At 66.9% G+C, this 16,514-nt stretch carries 16 protein-coding genes; 5 read left to right on the top strand and 11 right to left on the bottom strand.

What is annotated here, in order from left to right:
• The first annotated feature begins 116 nt into the window (after positions 1–116).
• Positions 117–389 (top strand): helix-turn-helix domain-containing protein, encoded by a 273-nt coding sequence (locus E5679_RS21515; RefSeq protein ID WP_138414094.1) that lies wholly within the window; start codon positions 117–119, stop codon positions 387–389.
• Between the two features lie 285 nt (positions 390–674).
• On the opposite strand, the gene E5679_RS05630 is transcribed toward E5679_RS21515, so the two are convergent.
• Together E5679_RS05630 and ychF are read right to left on the bottom strand one after the other, a co-directional pair.
• The gene (locus tag E5679_RS05630) at positions 675–2,480 is read right to left on the bottom strand and encodes an ATP-dependent nuclease (RefSeq protein ID WP_138414095.1); all 1,806 of its coding nucleotides are present in this window, start codon (positions 2,478–2,480) and stop codon (positions 675–677) included.
• Positions 2,477–3,586 carry a redox-regulated ATPase YchF gene (ychF, locus tag E5679_RS05635; protein ID WP_138414096.1) on the bottom strand — a complete coding sequence of 370 codons (1,110 nt, stop codon included), beginning with the start codon at positions 3,584–3,586 and terminating at the stop codon, positions 2,477–2,479. The genes E5679_RS05630 and ychF overlap by 4 nt, the downstream gene beginning before the upstream one ends.
• 47 nt (positions 3,587–3,633) lie before the next feature.
• Between ychF and E5679_RS05640 the strand changes: the two genes are divergently transcribed.
• Positions 3,634–4,932 (top strand): DNA recombination protein RmuC, encoded by a 1,299-nt coding sequence (locus E5679_RS05640; RefSeq protein ID WP_338055886.1) that lies wholly within the window; start codon positions 3,634–3,636, stop codon positions 4,930–4,932.
• 266 nt (positions 4,933–5,198) lie between these two features.
• Here the strand turns inward: E5679_RS05640 and E5679_RS05645 are convergent, their stop codons facing one another.
• Both E5679_RS05645 and E5679_RS05650 read right to left on the bottom strand, forming a co-directional pair.
• Positions 5,199–6,284, bottom strand: a complete 1,086-nt coding sequence (locus E5679_RS05645; protein WP_138414098.1) for a 4-hydroxy-3-methylbut-2-enyl diphosphate reductase — start codon at positions 6,282–6,284, stop codon at positions 5,199–5,201.
• A gap of 17 nt (positions 6,285–6,301) precedes the next feature.
• The gene (locus tag E5679_RS05650) at positions 6,302–7,144 is read right to left on the bottom strand and encodes a hypothetical protein (RefSeq protein WP_138414099.1); all 843 of its coding nucleotides are present in this window, start codon (positions 7,142–7,144) and stop codon (positions 6,302–6,304) included.
• A gap of 155 nt (positions 7,145–7,299) precedes the next feature.
• Here E5679_RS05650 and xseA point away from each other — a divergent pair, with 155 nt between their 5' ends.
• Complete coding sequence (xseA, locus tag E5679_RS05655) at positions 7,300–8,652, top strand: exodeoxyribonuclease VII large subunit (RefSeq protein WP_138414321.1); 1,353 nt, start codon at positions 7,300–7,302, stop codon at positions 8,650–8,652.
• Entirely contained in the window at positions 8,645–8,881 is a 237-nt protein-coding gene (locus E5679_RS05660) for an exodeoxyribonuclease VII small subunit (protein ID WP_138414100.1), read from the top strand. The genes xseA and E5679_RS05660 overlap by 8 nt, the downstream gene beginning before the upstream one ends.
• Positions 8,882–8,886: 5 nt before the next feature.
• Here E5679_RS05660 and E5679_RS05665 read toward each other — a convergent pair whose 3' ends face one another.
• The 7 genes from E5679_RS05665 to E5679_RS05695 all read right to left on the bottom strand — a co-directional run bounded on the left by E5679_RS05665 (position 8,887) and on the right by E5679_RS05695 (position 15,433).
• Positions 8,887–9,750, bottom strand: coding sequence for a polyphosphate kinase 2 family protein (locus tag E5679_RS05665; protein ID WP_138414101.1), 864 nt, complete (start codon positions 9,748–9,750; stop codon positions 8,887–8,889).
• A gap of 16 nt (positions 9,751–9,766) precedes the next feature.
• Positions 9,767–10,987 (bottom strand): pyridoxal phosphate-dependent aminotransferase, encoded by a 1,221-nt coding sequence (locus E5679_RS05670; RefSeq protein ID WP_138414102.1) that lies wholly within the window; start codon positions 10,985–10,987, stop codon positions 9,767–9,769.
• A gap of 83 nt (positions 10,988–11,070) precedes the next feature.
• Complete coding sequence (locus E5679_RS05675) at positions 11,071–12,030, bottom strand: ABC transporter substrate-binding protein (RefSeq protein WP_138414103.1); 960 nt, start codon at positions 12,028–12,030, stop codon at positions 11,071–11,073.
• Complete coding sequence (locus E5679_RS05680) at positions 12,027–12,743, bottom strand: ABC transporter permease (RefSeq protein WP_138414104.1); 717 nt, start codon at positions 12,741–12,743, stop codon at positions 12,027–12,029. Before E5679_RS05680 ends, E5679_RS05675 begins: the two co-directional genes overlap by 4 nt.
• The gene (locus E5679_RS05685) at positions 12,740–13,408 is read right to left on the bottom strand and encodes an ABC transporter permease (protein ID WP_138414105.1); all 669 of its coding nucleotides are present in this window, start codon (positions 13,406–13,408) and stop codon (positions 12,740–12,742) included. The genes E5679_RS05680 and E5679_RS05685 overlap by 4 nt, the downstream gene beginning before the upstream one ends.
• Entirely contained in the window at positions 13,408–14,493 is a 1,086-nt protein-coding gene (locus E5679_RS05690) for an ABC transporter ATP-binding protein (protein WP_275092543.1), read from the bottom strand. Before E5679_RS05690 ends, E5679_RS05685 begins: the two co-directional genes overlap by 1 nt.
• Before the next feature lie 67 nt (positions 14,494–14,560).
• Positions 14,561–15,433: an N-acetylglucosamine kinase gene (locus E5679_RS05695; protein WP_138414323.1), complete on the bottom strand. Its 873-nt coding sequence runs from the start codon at positions 15,431–15,433 to the stop codon at positions 14,561–14,563.
• 48 nt (positions 15,434–15,481) lie between these two features.
• Here E5679_RS05695 and E5679_RS05700 point away from each other — a divergent pair, with 48 nt between their 5' ends.
• Positions 15,482–16,507: an NAD(P)H-dependent flavin oxidoreductase gene (locus tag E5679_RS05700; protein WP_138414106.1), complete on the top strand. Its 1,026-nt coding sequence runs from the start codon at positions 15,482–15,484 to the stop codon at positions 16,505–16,507.
• The last annotated feature ends 7 nt before the right edge of the window (positions 16,508–16,514 follow it).

Here is a 16,514-nt window from a genome sequence, read left to right on the forward strand (position 1 = left end):
CCCAGCAAGTGTGTCGGGGCCTCGACTGTCAGATATTCGATGGGGAGGAAGCAGACGAGCTCGAGCGGTTCGCGCGAGTGCCTGGCGATGTATCAGTTGGGCTAGGTTCCTCCTCCATGAGCATGCAGCCGGCGAACCCCCAGACCGCGACTGTCATTCGCCGCGCCTACCGGCTCACCCTTGACCCGTCACCGCAGCAGGCCCAGAAGCTGTCCCAGTGGGCCGGCGCCGCCCGGTACGCCTACAACCACATGATCGCCGCGAAGCAGGCCAGCCACGGCACGGCTGGCGCGGCCATTGAACACTGCGTACTTCTTGAAGACGCGCTGACGGCGGCCTTGGGCGGTGCACCGTACCAGGGCGCCCACAGCGGCGGCTCGCCCTGGTAGCCGGCCGGCGCCTGAGACGGGTACTGCGGAGGCTGGTACTGCGGGTTCGGGTACTGCGGAGCTGAAAGGTGGTTCCCCCTGGTGTCGGATGGGTGACGAGCCGATCGTACGTGCCGTAGGTACCCTATGGGTCAGCTGCTGTTCAACGTATGTAGCGGCGCCGGGTCTCGTAAACCCCCACTTGAGCCGGAGACTTTGGAGACAGCATTCCGAGACCCGTTCACCCGGTGCATTGCCGGGCGACGGGTCTCGTCTCATCTAGGAGATGTTCATGAGGCGGTTACGTCACCGGTTTCCGTCCAGCTGCTCGCGTAACTCATGTACTAGTCGAGCACTTGCGTGGCTTGCTAACGAGCCGGGGCCGGAAAGGTGCCCTCTCTCACGCAGACGTCTTTCCAGCTGCGTCAGCAGCAGCTTCCCGTACAGTACTTCCTCGGTAGGCTTAGCGTCATCGGGCCAGATCTCGTCCGTCCGCGGAGCACCGCCGTCGAGATAGGTCCAGTTCACTGTCCGCCGCTTGTCGCGATGCTTGTTACGCAGCTGCGGAAGCCACTCATCAATCACCTGATCCCGAATGGTCGCTGCCTCCGACTCCCGAAGCCCAGTGACAGCCGCAATGTGATCCACTGTCGCGTGATACGCCTCTGTATCACACAGAGTGGGACAAAAGACCTCGATACCGCGGTCAGAGAAAACCTTGGACCATTTCGCCAGCTCCTCTTTAGTCAAGAAGTCGCGATCTCGATGAATGATGACTCGCGGCGTGTTGACCATAAGCTCCGCCATCTCACGAAAGGCCTCGGCTGCAAAGACATTGTTGAGCCCATTAAATGAAGTAATTTTAACGTCATCTGCAGCATATCCGGCTTCCTGCAGTGCAAGTTGCAGAGCCCATGGATCCTCATCCTCAGTGCACAGGATAATTCGGCTCGACAGGTCGAGCTGATCTAGCGCCCCGAGGTCCATGAGCATTGCCGTCAGTTCCTTGTGGCTGTCGGACTCCACCTTTCCGTCTTTCATCCACACGACCTTGACGCTATCCGACGCGCCGGTGATCAAGTGACGACTGTGCGTGCTGACTATGACTTTGCATTCAAACTCTTTGGCCACGCGTTCGAGCGCCACGCCAAGCGCCTTCTGACGAGATGGATGCAAGTGACTGTCGGGCTCATCGACCAAGAGTAGAGCCGGCTTGAAGAGAAGAACGTACGCAAAGATCTGCGTGACCTGCAAAATACCCGTGCCCCACAGATCCACGGGCAAGTGGTCCTTGGGGCCCGCTTCGCCGGTTGCGAGGCGAACGTCGACATATAGGTCGCGGTCTGGGTCGTACTCCACACGGAATGACACCGGCGCCTTCAGGACTGATTCAAGAAGGCGCTCCAGTTCCTCCAAAAGCGAGCGCTCGGCCAGCAAACGTATGATGTTCCGAAACACCAGATTTGCATCCCCGCTCGCAGCCTTTCGGAAGACCGCTGCATAGCCGCTCATCTCCTCGCGATGCGGAACCCCCGCCAGACCTGGAACATATACGCTGAACAGCTTCTTAGGATCGCTTACCACCTGGCCGAAACCGGCCGATGTTCCCGAGCGGTCGACGCCCACGTTGTTGTGGTTTCGCGCCTTGTACATCTCAATTCGGTACTCAGAGGCTACAGCGCTATCTGCAGCAACGCCTTCGAAGTCAACGACGCCGCGTTGGCCGTGGCTTCGGTTCCCATACGGGGCACCATGCCCGAGCAAGGAAAACTGGGCGACTGGGGAGTAACGGAGGCTAGCCTCAGCTACCACCTGCTGGCCGAGTTCCACCGAGGCTTGCGCACAGCTGACGGCGGTATGGATCGCCTGGAGAACGCTGCTCTTGCCAGAGTTGTTTCCTCCCACAAGATAGGTGATGGGGCCGAGCTCGATACGGGTGTCTTCAATCTTCTTGAAGTTTCGAATCCGCACAGCGTCAATTCGAAGCCGCGAAGACGCTTGCCTGGAAGGTTCCACGGACGGGTCTTCGACCTCAAACCCGTGGAGGATCTCCTCGATGTCGTCGAGCAGATGGTCACGATCGTTATCATCTGCAACGGGAGGGGCGTTCACTTCTTGCCTTGGCCTGCAGAGGTGATTCCATGACGGAACTCGACCACGTCGCCGTCGGCCATCACGTAGTCCTTGCCCTCAATCCGCACCTTGCCGCGCGCCTTCGCCTCGTTCATTGACCCGGCGTCGACGAGGTCCTCGAAGTGGACGACCTCGGCCTTGATGAAGCCACGCTGGAAGTCGGAGTGAATCACACCGGCGGCCTGCGGCGCAGTGTCGCCCTGGCGGATGGTCCAGGCCCGGGCCTCCTTGGGACCGGCCGTGAGATAGGTCTGGAGGCCGAGGGTATGGAAGCCGACTCGCGCGAGCTGGTCAAGGCCGGACTCGTCCTGGCCGTTCATCTCGAGCATCTCTCGGGCCTCCTCCTCGGAGAGCTCCACGAGGTCCGCCTCGAGCTTGGCGTCGAGGAAGATGCAGTCTGCGGGAGCGACCAGTTCGCGCAGCTCGGCCTGCTTCTCCGGGCTGCCAAGCACGCCTTCGTCGCAGTTGAAGACGTAGATGAACGGCTTCGCCGTGAGGAGATTGAGCTCCTTGAGCGCGTCCATGTCCAGCTTGTCGGTCGCGGCCGCAGCGATGATCGTGTCGCCCCGCTCGAGCACCTTCTTGGCTCCTTCGAGGGCAGCGAGCTCGGAGGCGTCGCGCTTCTTGTTCTTGACTTCCTTCTCCACGCGCGGGAGCGCCTTCTCGACCGTCTGGAGGTCGGCCAGGATCAGCTCGGTGTGAATGGTCTCGATGTCAGAACGGGGGTCGACGCGCCCCTCGACGTGCACAACGTCCGGGTCGTCGAAGACGCGGACCACCTGGGCGATCGCCTGGGCCTCGCGGATGTTCGCCAAGAACTGATTGCCGAGTCCTTCGCCCTCGGATGCGCCCTTCACGATGCCAGCGATGTCCACGAACGACACGGTGGCAGGGAGGATCCGCTCCGAGTTGAAGATCTTGGCGAGCTCGCCAAGACGGGGGTCGGGGAGGCTCACTACGCCGACGTTCGGCTCGATCGTCGCGAACGGATAGTTCGCCGCGAGCACCTGATTGCGCGTCAGCGCGTTGAAGAGCGTCGACTTTCCGACGTTGGGGAGTCCGACGATGCCAATAGTGAGAGCCACGGTCATCCATCATACCGTCGACGCTCTTTCGAGAATGTCGCCCAGAATTGTCGGAGCCCCATGCCATCGTGGGAGCCATGGACGGAACACAGCTTCTCGTGATGGTGCTGGTGGCGGCGCTCGCCCTGCTTGTCGGCGCGTTGGCGGGCTTCGGCTATGCGCGGAGGAAGAACGCGGACGACGGCGGTACTAGCCCTGCGCTTCGAGCCCGCCTTGCGGAGACAGAGGCGCAGCTCGCGGCCGCGACGGCCGAGCGGAACCTGTTGGCGCGTCAGAACCAAGCTTTGACGAGCCTCGACGAGCAGGAGAACGCTGTGCTCCAAGCACTCGGGCCAGTCGCGGAGAAGCTGGGCGCAGTCCAGCGGCAGGTGGCCCTGCTCGAGCGCGACAGGGTCGAGCAGTACGGGCAGCTCGCCCAGCAGCTCCAGTCGGCCCAGGAGTCTGATGCTGCCCTCCTAAGGACAACGCACGCCCTCACCGCCGCCCTTGCCAACAACGCCTCCCGCGGCACGTGGGGCGAAGTCCAGCTCCGGCGAGTTGTCGAAGCTGCCGGAATGCTTGACCGGGTCGACTTCAGCGAGCAGGTCACCGCCGCGAGCGATCTCGGCGCCGTGCGGCCAGACCTCGTGGTCCATCTTCCGGGCGCGAAGCAGATCATCGTCGACGCGAAGGTGCCACTCGCGGCGTATCTCAAGGCTCAGGGCATCGCGCAGGACCCGAGCGCTGCCGCCGTCGAGACGAGGAAGCGCCACCTGGCCGACCACGCTCGGGCATTGCGAGCTCATGTGGACGCGCTGGGAACGAAGAAGTACTGGGAATCGCTGGGCGCCAGCCCCGAACTCGTCGTCTGCTTCCTTCCCGCCGAGTCATTTCTCGCGGAGGCTCTCATTGAAGACCCCGGACTCCTCGACTACGCGTTCTCGCGGAACGTCGCCCTCGCGTCCCCCGCAACGCTCATCGCCCTCCTCAAGGGCGTGGCCTTCGGATGGCGGCAGGAGCTCCTCACTGAGAACGCCCGGGAATTGTTCGAGCTGTCACAGCAGCTCTACGGCCGGCTGGGCACGATGGGCGGACATGTCGCGAAGCTGGGCAGCTCGCTGAAGTCGTCCGTCGAGCGATACAACGCCTTCGTCGGGGCGCTCGAATCACGCGTGCTGCCGACCGCTCGGCGCATCAGCGCCCTCGACCCCGGGGCACCGGAAACCCTGCCCGACATGCCGCCGCTAGCCAGCACTCCGCGGGTCCTGAGCGCGGGCGAACTGCTTGACGCGCAACAGCTCGAGGACAGCGGCCTGCCGGGTCTGCCCGCCGGCGTCGCCCCTCAACGCCGAGATCGGGCCTCCTGACGCCGACATCGGGCCCTCCAACACCGACATCGGGCCTCCTGACGCCGACAGCGGGCCCCCGGCGAGCATGCCCGCTCGCTGGGGGCCCCGCCGTCGTCCGCTGTTGTTGATGCGCGAGCTCTACTACCCGACGTCGCCGCCACAGGGCCCGACGTCGCCGCCACAGGGCCCGACCTCGCCGCCACAGGGCCCGACGTCGGCGCCACACGCCCCGACCTCGCCGCCACACGCCCCGACCTCGGCGCCACAGGGCCCGATCTCGGCGGTCAGCCGCGCGGGCGCTGGCCCCGTCCGCCCAGGCCGCGGCTGCCGTCGCCGACGTCCTTGAGGGTCGCGCGGAGCTCCTTCGGGAGGGAGAACAGAATGTCCTCCTCGGCCGTCACGACCTCCTCAACATTCGCATAGCCGTACTCGGCTGCAAGCCTCAGAACGTCCTGCACGAGAACTTCGGGAACTGATGCCCCGGAAGTCACGCCCACGGTAGCTACGCCTTCGAACCAGGACTCGTCGACCTCGTTCGCAAAGTCCACCCGGTATGCCTTCTTCGCCCCGTACTCGAGGGCCACCTCCACGAGGCGAACGGAATTCGACGAGTTCGCCGATCCCACCACGATCACAAGGTCCGCCTGAGGCGCGATCTTCTTGATCGCAGCCTGACGATTGGACGTCGCATAGCAGATGTCATCGCTCGGCGGGTCCTGGAGGTTGGGGAACCGCTCGCGGAGGCGCCGAACGGTCTCCATCGTCTCGTCGACCGAGAGCGTGGTCTGCGAGAGCCAGATGAGACGGTCGGGATCGCGGACCTCGATCGTGTCGGCCTCCTCGGGCGAGTTCACGATCTGGGTGTGCTCGGGCGCTTCGCCGTAGGTGCCTTCGACTTCCTCGTGCCCCTCGTGACCGATGAGCAGGATCTCGTAGTCGCCCTTCGCGAAGCGCACAGCCTCACGGTGCACCTTGGTCACCAGCGGACAGGTCGCGTCGATGGTGCGCAGCCCGCGTTCCTCGGCGGAGCGGACGACGGCGGGGCTCACCCCGTGCGCGGAGAAAACGACGAGCGCGCCCTCAGGCACCTCGTCCGTTTCGTCGACGAAGATCGCGCCGCGCTCTTCGAGTGTCTCGACGACGTGGCGGTTGTGCACGATCTGCTTGCGGACGTAGACGGGAGGACCGTAGTGCTCGAGCGCCTTTTCGACCGCGATGACCGCCCGGTCCACCCCTGCGCAGTACCCGCGCGGCGCGGCGAGCAGAACCCGCTTCTCCCCGACGATCGGCGCAGCAGAGGCCACATCCTCGGGTGCCCGGCGTCGGCGCGGAACCGAGGGCATGGAAAGAGCGACGGGGGAAGAGGTCATGCATCTATGCTATCGAGTCAGAAACTGGCCTCTGCTCGTCTCCGCCGCCGGCGAACGGCCCCGAGGACGGCGCCGACGACGAGCAGCACTGCGCCGCAGACCGCAAGCGCCACAATCCACGACTCGAAGTTCGCTGCAGCGAGTTCGGCAGCGCGCGCGCCGAAAGTGGAGGACATCGATCCTGCGTTCCCCTGGGCGGAACCGGCCGCAGGAATCAGGCCGTCGGCGCCTTGGAACAAGGCGGCGACCACCAGCAGGCCGAGTCCGGCCCACGCCAAGGCGACTCCCCGCCGTCGTGCGCACAGCAGCCCAAGAACGAGGGCGAGCAGGGCACCGAACGCGAGGGGAAGCCCCAGTCGGGCGAGATCTTGAGCGTTCGTGAGCCAGGAACGCTGCTGCGCAGTGCCCACCTGAACGGTCAGTGACGGAGGACCGGCGATGTTGGCGTTCAGCGAGGCCCCGAGCTTCCGAGCGAGAAGGTCCGCGAGGGGACGGAGCTCGAGTTCGAAGGCGTTGGCCGAGGCCCGGTCCGCACTGAAATTCACCTGGTGGGTCGCACGCAGGGTGTCGCTCCACGCCTGCGGGAATCCGGGGTCGGAAACGAGCCCCTTGGCGACGGCGTCGACTGCCTGCTGCGCGATCGGCTTCAGGGCTTCCGGTATCCCCGCCGAGGACAGCACCGCGGCGTCCAGATTGGACACGAGGGTCGACTGGATGTCCTTGTCGTTTCCCATCGGTTCGAGCAGGTGGACGAAACCGGACTCGTCGACCACGTTGCGGTCGAGCCAGAGCGCGGGCACCGCCACTGCTGCGAGGACGACGGCGAGCAGCACGGAGAGTGCGGAGAGGACGGTACGCATGGCTTCCCAAGGTGAGGCGGCAACCCACCTATCGTAGAGGGGAGGGGATCCAGGTTCCCGGCAGGACTGTCGGCGGGCCGTGATAGATCTGAGACATGACCGAGCGCGCAGGAGAGGGGGACGACATGCCTGACGCAGCGGAGATGATCGATGCCATGGGTACCGTGGCCGCAGGGGACACCCCCGCGCAGAGTGCGGACGAGACAGCCCCCGCAAGCCTGCCCGAGCGCGCCGCTGACACGACGCCGGACAATCCGTGGCCCCTCGCCCTCCTCTCGCGCAAGCTCAAGGAGCACATCGAGCGTGCGCCGCAGGTGTGGATCGAGGGCCAAGTCATCGAGCTCAACCGCCGCGGGACGAACGCCTATCTCACGCTGCGGGACGTCGAGGACGAGATCTCGTTGTCGGCGTCGGCCTGGAGCCAGGTCATGGGGCGCCTCAAGGAGCCCCTCGAACGCGGCTCGCGCGTTGTAGCCCTCGTCAAGCCGGAGATGTGGCTCAAGACCGGGCGCCTGAACATGCAGGTCCGCGACATCAGGCCGGTCGGCCTCGGGGACCTCTTGGCGAGGATCGAACGACTCCGGCACGCCCTCGGCGCGGAAGGCCTTTTCTCCGAGTCGCTCAAGAAGCGCCTGCCCCTCCTCCCCCATCGGATCGGCTTGATCACCGGACGGGATTCGGACGCGAAGAAGGACGTGCTCCGCAACGCCGCGCTGCGGTGGCCCGCCGTTCACTTCGAGATCCGGGAGGTCGCCGTCCAGGGAGGTGGCGCCGTTGGCGAGGTCATCCGGGCGCTCCGAGAGCTGGACGCGATGCCCGAAGTCGACGTCATCGTGATCGCTCGAGGTGGCGGCTCGCTTGAAGACCTGCTGCCGTTCAGCGACGAGCGGCTGGTCCGCGCCGTCGCCGCGGCCGAGACGCCCGTGGTCAGTGCGATCGGGCACGAGGCAGACCGTCCCATCCTCGACGACGTCGCCGACCTCCGCGCTTCGACCCCCACCGACGCTGCCAAGCGCATCGTGCCGGACGTGGCCGAGGAGCTCTCACGAGTCCGGCAGTGCCGGGATCGGCTCGAACGGCAGATCGCCTTGCACGTCCACCGCGAGGAACAGCAGCTCGCGCTCCTGCGCACCCGGCCCGTGCTGGCGCGGCCGGAGGAGATGCTGCAGGCCCGGCATCAGGACGTCGATCGGCTCGTGGCCCGCGCGCACCACGCAGTGAGCGGCGCCGTCGTCCGCGGCGAGGACGCTGTCCGGCACCTCCGCGCCCAAGTCCGCTCCCTCTCCCCGCAGCAGACGCTTGACCGGGGCTACTCGGTGGTCCAAGTGCTCGACGGGCCGGCCGCCGCCGTGATCCGCGCCCCCGAGGACGCCCCGGAGGGCACTCCCCTGCGGGTCCGGCTCGCGCGCGGGGCGCTGGTTGCCCGCTCGGAAGGCGAGCTCACGGCGACACGCGCGGGCAAGATCCACAAGACCCACACCGGCGAGGAAGGAACCGCACATGAGTGAGTCCCTGCAGGACGAGTTCGCGCACCTGAACTACGAGGAAGCTCGCGAGCAGCTCGTGGCGGTCGTGGCCAAACTCGAGGCCGGCGGAGTGAGCCTTGAGGAGTCGCTCGCGCTGTGGGAGCGCGGCGAGGCCCTCGCACAGCGGTGCGAGGAGTGGCTCGAGGGCGCACGACGGCGGCTGGATGCCGCGCGTCGTCAGCCCGCTGAGGGCGGGGCGGTCACCGAGTAGGGGACTCAGCTCTCGGCGAGTCGGGCCTTCTCCTCGTCGACGTCGAAGGACGCGGAGGGCCACTGCGGGTCCATGCCCTCGAGCGCCGCGACGAGGAGCTCCTGCACGACCATGCGTGAGTACCACTTGTTGTCTGCCGGCACCACGTACCACGGAGCGTAAGCCGTGCTCGTCCGCAGGATCGCCGCCTCGTACGCCGCCATGTAGTCGTCCCACTGCTGCCGGGCGGAAATGTCGCCCGGGTCGTATTTCCAGTGCTTCGCAGGATTGTCGAGGCGGGCAGCAAGACGCTCCTTCTGCTCCTCCTTGCTGAGGTGCAGCATCACCTTGATGATCCGGGTCTCGTTCTCGAAGAGGCGGGACTCGAAATCCTGAATTGACGAAAAGCGGCGTTCGAGCTCGTCATCATTGATCAGGCCGTGAACGCGCGGCACCAGGACATCCTCGTAGTGCGACCGGTCGAAGCACCCGAGCATGCCCGGCCCCGGCAGCTGCTTCTCGATGCGCCACAGGAAATCGTGGCGCCGCTCCTCCTCGGTGGGAACACCAAAGGCGGCATGACGGACGCCCTGGACGTCGACAGCCCCAACCACGTGGCTGACGATTCCGCCCTTGCCGCAGGTGTCCATGCCTTGGAGCACCAAGAGGAGCGAGCGCTTCCCTCCGCCCTTTCCTTCGGCGAAGAGTCGTTCCTGGAGGTCGGCGAGCTGAGAGTCGCGCTTCGCCAGAATGGCCTGGCCGTCCGACTTGCCGCCTTTGAACCCGGGCGTGGAGCCAGGATCGATGTCCGCGAGTCGGAACTCCGGCCGGACAACGAGCAGGTCCTGTGGGGCGCCGGTGAAGCCGTTCTCTTCGGTTTGCTTCGACATCGAACCTCCGCTGGTGTCAGTTCCCCTCGTACCTGCTGAGGAAGTCTGCCATACGGCCCAGGGCCTCCTCGATGTCCGCCACGGCCGGGAGCGTGACCATGCGGAAGTGGTCGGGCGAGTGCCAGTTGAAGGCGCGCCCGTGGGAAAGGAGGATCTTCTGCTCGCGCAGGAGGTCGAGGACGAACTTCTCGTCGTCCTTGATCGGGTAGACCTCGGGATCGAGGCGAGGGAAGAGATACAGCGCGCCCTTGGCCTGGGTCGTGGAGACGCCTGGCATGGCGTTGAGCATCTCGTACGCCTTGTTGCGCTGTTCGAGCAGACGTCCGCCGGGGAGGATGAGGTCGTTGATGCTCTGGTACCCGCCCAGCGCGGTCTGAATGGCATGCTGCGCTGGCACGTTGGCACACAGGCGCATGTTCGCGAGCAGGTTGATGCCCTCCAGATAATCGGCGGCGGACTTCTTCGGCCCGGAGATCGCCATCCAGCCCGCGCGGTAGCCGCACACCCGGTACGCCTTCGAGAGGCCGCTGAACGTCAGGCACAGCACGTCCTCGTTCGTGAACGCGGCCATGTTGGTGTGCGTGACCCCGTCGTAGAGGATCTTCTCGTAGATCTCGTCCGCGAAGATGATGAGCCCATGCTTCTCGGCGAGCGCGACGATCTGCCGCAGCGTGGAATCGGAGTAGACCGCACCGGTGGGGTTGTTCGGGTTGATGACCACGATGCCCTTGGTCCTAGGCGTGATCTTGAACTCGAGATCCTCGAGGTCCGGCTCCCAGTCCTCCTCCTCACGGCACAGATAGTGCACGGCGCTGCCGCCCGCGAGCGAGACGGATGCCGTCCACAGGGGGTAGTCCGGGGTGGGGACGAGGATCTCGTCACCATGCTCGAGCAGCGCCATGAGGGACATGGTGATGAGCTCGCTCACCCCGTTGCCGAGGTAGATGTCGTCCACCCCGATGTTCTGGATCCCCCGCGTCTGGTAGTACTGCGAGACGGCGGTCCGGGCCGAGAAGATGCCTCGCGAGTCGCTGTAGCCCTGCGCGTGCGGGAGGTGGCGGATCATGTCCACGAGGATCGCGTCCGGAGCCTCGAAGCCGAAGGGCGCCGGGTTGCCGATGTTGAGCTTGAGGATCTTGTGGCCCTCGGCCTCCATCTGCTGGGCAGCTTCCAAGATCGGTCCCCGAATGTCGTAGAGGACGTTGTGGAGCTTGGAAGACTGCTTGAACTCGGCCATTCAACAAATATGCCACAGGGTGTGAGCGCGCTCTTTGAGATTCCGCTCACACCCTGCGGTGTGCTTCTGAGGGCCGGGAGGGGCTACGAGGCGAGTCCCTTGTCCTTGAGCCACGCCTTCGCCGCATCGGCGGGACTCTGCTTCTGATTCCCGCTCACAGCCCGGTTCAGGTTGATGAGGTCGGTCGTGGTGAGCTTCGACGAGACGGCGTTGAGGGCCTTCTTCGCAGCGTCCGAGATGTTCGCGGAGTTGACGAGCGGAACGACCTGCTGGGCGATGAAGTTGTTCTTCGGGTCGTCCAGCACCACGAGGTCGTTGTCCGCGATGGACGGCGTGGTCGTGAAGATATCAGCGACCTGGATGTCGTTGGACAGCAGCGCCTTGAGCGTCACCGGGCCGCCGCCGTCGTTGAACGGCTGGAACTGCTTCGGGACACAGTTGTACTTGTCCTTGAGCCCGGGGAGACCATACGCGCGCTGCTCGAAGGTCGCCGGGGCACCGATGACCAAGTCGCTGCATACCTTGGACATGTCCGCGATGCTCGAGAGCGAGTACTTCGTGGCCGTCGCCTTGGTGACCACCATGGCGTCCTTGTCCTCGGCTTTGGCCGGGTCGAGGATCGCGAGGGCCTTCGGCAGCTTGTTGGGCAGGGCCGAGGCGATGTCCGAGGCCGAGACCTGGGTCGCCTTCGGGTCCACGTAGAGCAGGAGATTGCCCGTGTAGTCCGGCACCACGTCCACAGAACCGTCCTGCACCGCCTTGTAGTAGACCTCGCGGGCCCCGATGTTCGGCTTCGTCGTCGCGGAGACGCCGGCCGCGTTCAGGGCGCCGGCGTAGAGCTCGGCGATGATCTGGCTCTCGGTGAAGTCGGCCGAGCCGATGACGAGGGCCTTGCCCGAGGCCGAGCCGGAGCTCGCGCCGCCACCCGTGCTGAGCGGGTTGGACGAGCTGCCGCACGCGCTCAGCGCGAGGCTCAGCCCGAGCCCGGCCGCGACCGCGGCAACCGCCCTTCGGCGGGAGATCGGTGTGTCCAGAGGTGTCATGACAGTCCTTCCTGTTGCAGTTCGTGCATCGCCTCGGGAGCGGGCAGCTCCCGGGCGGAGGGCATGCGGGGACCGAGCCGCCTGAGCAGGGTCCCCAAGGCGAGGTCGACGACGACGGCGAGCCCCGCGACGAGGACCGACCCGCCCAGCATCTGGGGGTAGTCCGAGAGGGACAGCCCGTCGAAGATGTAGCGTCCGAGGCCGCCGAGGTTGGTGTAGGCGACGACGGTCGCCGTGGCAATGACCTGGAGGACGCCGGCACGGATGCCCCCGAAGATCACCGGGAGCGCGTTGGGCAGCTCGACGCGGAGGAGCACCTGATGCTCCTGCATTCCCTGGGCGCGGGCGGCATCGACGATCACGGGGTCCACGGCGGCGATGCCTGAGTAGGTGCCGGCCAGGATCGGCGGCACCGTGAGGATGACCAGAGCCCAGATCGGCGGCATGAGGCCGATCCCGGCCAGGAGGACGAAGAGCACGAGGAGGCCCAGGGTCGGGACTGCCCGCAGGGCGCCGGCGAGCGCGACGACGACGGTTCTCCCCCTGCCCGTGTGGCCGACGTAGGCCCCGATGGGCAGGGCGATCGCGCAGGCGATGGCGAGCGTCAGGACGGAATAGAAGGCGTGCTCCCCCAATCGGGCCGGGATTCCGGAGTAGCCGGTCCAGTGGGCGGGATCCACGAGCCACGCCCAGGTGAGCTCCATGAGGCTCATGCCCGTGACCTCCTCCGCGGCACTGACGCGGGCACGAGTCGGGCCCACGGCGAGAGCAGCCGCCCGGCGAGCACGAGCGCGAGGTCCATGAGTAGCGCGAGGACGAGGATCCCGACGAGGCCCACCACGATTTCGGTCACGAAGTCCCGCTGAAGCCCTTCGGTGAACAGGATCCCGAGGTTCGGCATCCCCACGAGCGCTGCAACGCTCACGAGCGAGACGTTGCTCACGGAGACGGCCCGCAGCCCAGCGACGAGCACCGGCAGCGAGAGTGGGAGGTCTACGAGGAAGTACCGGGTCACCGGCGTGTGCCCCAGCGCTTGGGCGGCGAGCGTCAGCTCAGCGTCGACCGAGTCGAGCGCGTCGAGGGATGCGCGCACCAGCAGCGCCACGGCGTACACGGTCAGAGCGACGATCACGTTCGCCGGGTCGAGGATCTTCGTGCCGAGGACCACGGGCAGGATGATGAAGAGGGCGAGCGAGGGAACCGTGTAGAGGACGGAGCTGACCGTCAGGAGTGCGGTGCGCCACGCGCGGTGCCGTCGGACAAGCTGGGCGAGCGGGAGGCTGATGACAAGGCCGAGCACAAGGGGCACGGCAGCGAGCACGAAGTGCTGGCCCGCGAGTCCGAGGATGCGGCCGAGATTGCCCGCGGCCCATTCCATTACGCCTCCTCGGGCACAGCTGCCCGCCGTCGCTCGGCCGCTGCGAGAACGGCCGTGGCGGCGACGGTCCCCAGGAAGCGGCCGTCGTCGTCCACCACCACGCCGCGGCCGGATGGAGAGGACAGGGCGGAGTCGAGGGCACTGCGCAGCGTTCCCCCCGCGCGGTGAAGCGATCCCCCCGTGACCACGGTGCCCGGAGAGACCGGCGACGCCCAGCCCGCGGGCCGGCCAGCACCGTCGAGGATGACGGTCCACTCGGCGGGTGCCATGGCACCGAGCTGGGACAGCGCTACGGTAGGCGTTTCGTCAAGCGACAGGCCGCCGTCGTCATAGAAGCCGAGGTGACGGAATCCCCGATCCCGTCCCACGAAGCCGGCCACGAACTCGTCCGCGGGAGCGCGGAGCAGTTCTTCGGGGTCCGCGACCTGAGCGAGCCGGCCACCGACCGCGAACACGGCGATGCGGTCGCCGAGGAGCACGGCCTCGTCGATGTCGTGGGTGACGAAGACGATCGTCTTGCCGAGGTCCTGCTGCAGCCGGAGGAGCTCACGCTGAAGCTCCTGGCGCACCACAGGATCCACCGCGCTGAATGGCTCGTCCATGAGCAGGATCGGCGGATCGGCCGCGAGGGCGCGCGCGACTCCCACTCGCTGCTGCTGGCCGCCCGAGAGCTGGGCCGGATAGCGGTCTGCGAGCCCTTGGGAGAGGCCGACGACGTCAAGCAGCTCGTGCGCGCGGGCGCGCGCCTGGCGCCGCGAGACGCCGTTGAGGCGTGGAACCGTGGCGATGTTGTCCACGACGGTGCGATGCGGCATGAGGCCGGCGGCCTGGAGGACATAGCCCATCGAGCGGCGCAGACGGGCGGCGGGGAGCGTCGAGACGTCACGGCCGTCGACGAGGATCGTCCCAGACGTGGGTTCCACCATGCGATTGACCATGCGCAAGGACGTCGTCTTGCCGCAGCCCGAGGGACCCACGAAGACGGTGATCTGCCCCCGGGGCACGTCAAGGCTCAACCGGTCCACTGCAATCGACGCCCCATAGGCCTTGCTGACCTCGCGGAACTCGATCATCGCTTCGGGCACTTCCGAACCTCGCTCCGGGCCTGTTCTCCGTTGGCTGTGCCGAGCCTATCAGCGGGTCATGACACCGTCAGGATTCCCGTTCGGCGAGGTCGATCGTTCCAAAAACGGGGTCGCGGTCCAGGATCCGGACGTCCTCGATTCCCTGCTCCGCAAGCGCTGCGCGGAACGCATCTTGGAGCGGCACCACATTCATGCCGAGGCCGCTGCCCAAGATCACCGGGCCCTCGAGCCCGAGCTGGCGGGCCACCTGGGCCGCCATGCGCGCCAGGTCGTGCCCCGCCTGCCCGATCATGAACCGCGCCCCGGCGTGGCCGGCGTCCGCCGCCTCGACCACAACCCGCGCCCTCTGGGCCCAATACCGCCGGCCCGTCTCAGCGGAATGGAAATGCGCGATCAGTTCGCCGGGCTCGGAGAGGCCCGTGCTCTCGAGGAGGGACTGTGTGAGCGCGTCGGGGTCGAGTCCGAGGTTCATGCGGTGAAGGCTATAGCGGACCGCCTCGCGCGCCAGCCAGTACCCGCTGCCCTCGTCGCCCAGTAGGTACCCCCACCCGCCGGCGCGGGCCTCATCGCCGTCGTCATTCGTTCCCCAGGCGGCGGACCCGGTGCCGGCGATGACGGCGACGCCGGCGCGCGCGTGGCCAGCAGCCAGGAGGAGCCGGGAATCGTGGACCACCGTGATCTCTGCCGTTGGCGCGTGCGGACGGATGAGTGCCGCGAGCGCCTCGGCGTCCGCCTCGGTGTCGATGCCCCCGGATCCGACGAAGACCCGGGACACGTCGGAACCGTCGAGGACCGCGAACAGCTCGGCGAGGTGTGAGGCCGCCTGCTCGCGGGACACGTTCTGCACGTTCGCGCTCCCGGCCTCGCGGTCGTCGACCACCTCACCGCCGACTACCTTGATGCCGCGCGTCTTGGTGCCCCCGATGTCGAGGCCGATCATGGCGTTGCCCCGGGTCGTCGCTGTGCTCACGTGCTTAGAGTAGTGGCCATGGACCGTGCGCTTCCCGCAGAACTGTTCGGATCCGGCATTGTCGCCGCGCCCCTCGCAGGCGGCCCGAGCCGCCCGCAGCTTGCCGAGGCCGTGAGCCGGGCGGGCGGCCTGGGGTTCATCGCCGCGGGCTACAAGGCGCCGGACGCGTTCGCCCATGAGCTCGAGGCCATGGCTGCCACCGGCCTCCCCTTCGGCGTGAACCTCTTCGTGCCGAAGGCCGAGGAGTACGACCGGGAGGCGATCCTCGCCTACCGCGAGCGACTCCGGCCGATGGCGGACCGGCTCGCCGTCGACCTCCCCGAACCACGCTGGGCGGACGACGACGGATACCCGGCCAAGCTCGCGCTCCTCCTTGAGAACGCGCCCGGCGTGGTGTCCTTCACGTTTGCGCTTCCGCCGGCCGACGACGTCGCGCGGCTCCGGGCGCGCGGAGTCTTCACCGTTCAGACCGTGACCAACGCGGACGAAGCGAAGGCAGCAGAGGAGCTGGGCGTCGACGCCGTCGTCCTGCAGCACTCCGGGGCGGGAGGGCATTCGGGGGCGTTCCTCTCCGGCCCAACCTCCTCCCCTGCCGGGATGACGCTCCCCGAGCTCGTGGCACAGGTGAGCGCCGTCGTCGGGCTTCCGCTACTCGCCGCCGGCGGGATCGGCACCCCGGCCGACGCACTCAATGCCCGTGACGCGGGCGCCTCCGGGGTCCAGCTGGGCACGGTGTTCCTGCGGACCCCCGAAGCCGGGACGAACCCCGTCCACAGGGCCGCGCTTGGCGATCCGGCATTCGAACAGACCGCGCAGACGCGGGCCTTCTCGGGGAAGACCGCCCGCGGGCTTGAGAACCGGTTCATGCGGGAATTCCCGGACGCCCCGAGCGGCTACCCCGTGATCCACTATCTGACTGCGCCTCTGCGCGCGGCTGCGGTCGCGGCGGGCGACGCGCACGGAACCAATCTCTGGGCCGGCACGGGCTGGAGGTTCGCCCGGGAGGAGCCGGCGGCGGAGGTCGTTGCGCGTTTCGCGAGCTGAGCAGGAC

Source organism: Sinomonas gamaensis, assembly GCF_005876955.1.
GTDB lineage: Bacteria > Actinomycetota > Actinomycetes > Actinomycetales > Micrococcaceae > Sinomonas > Sinomonas gamaensis.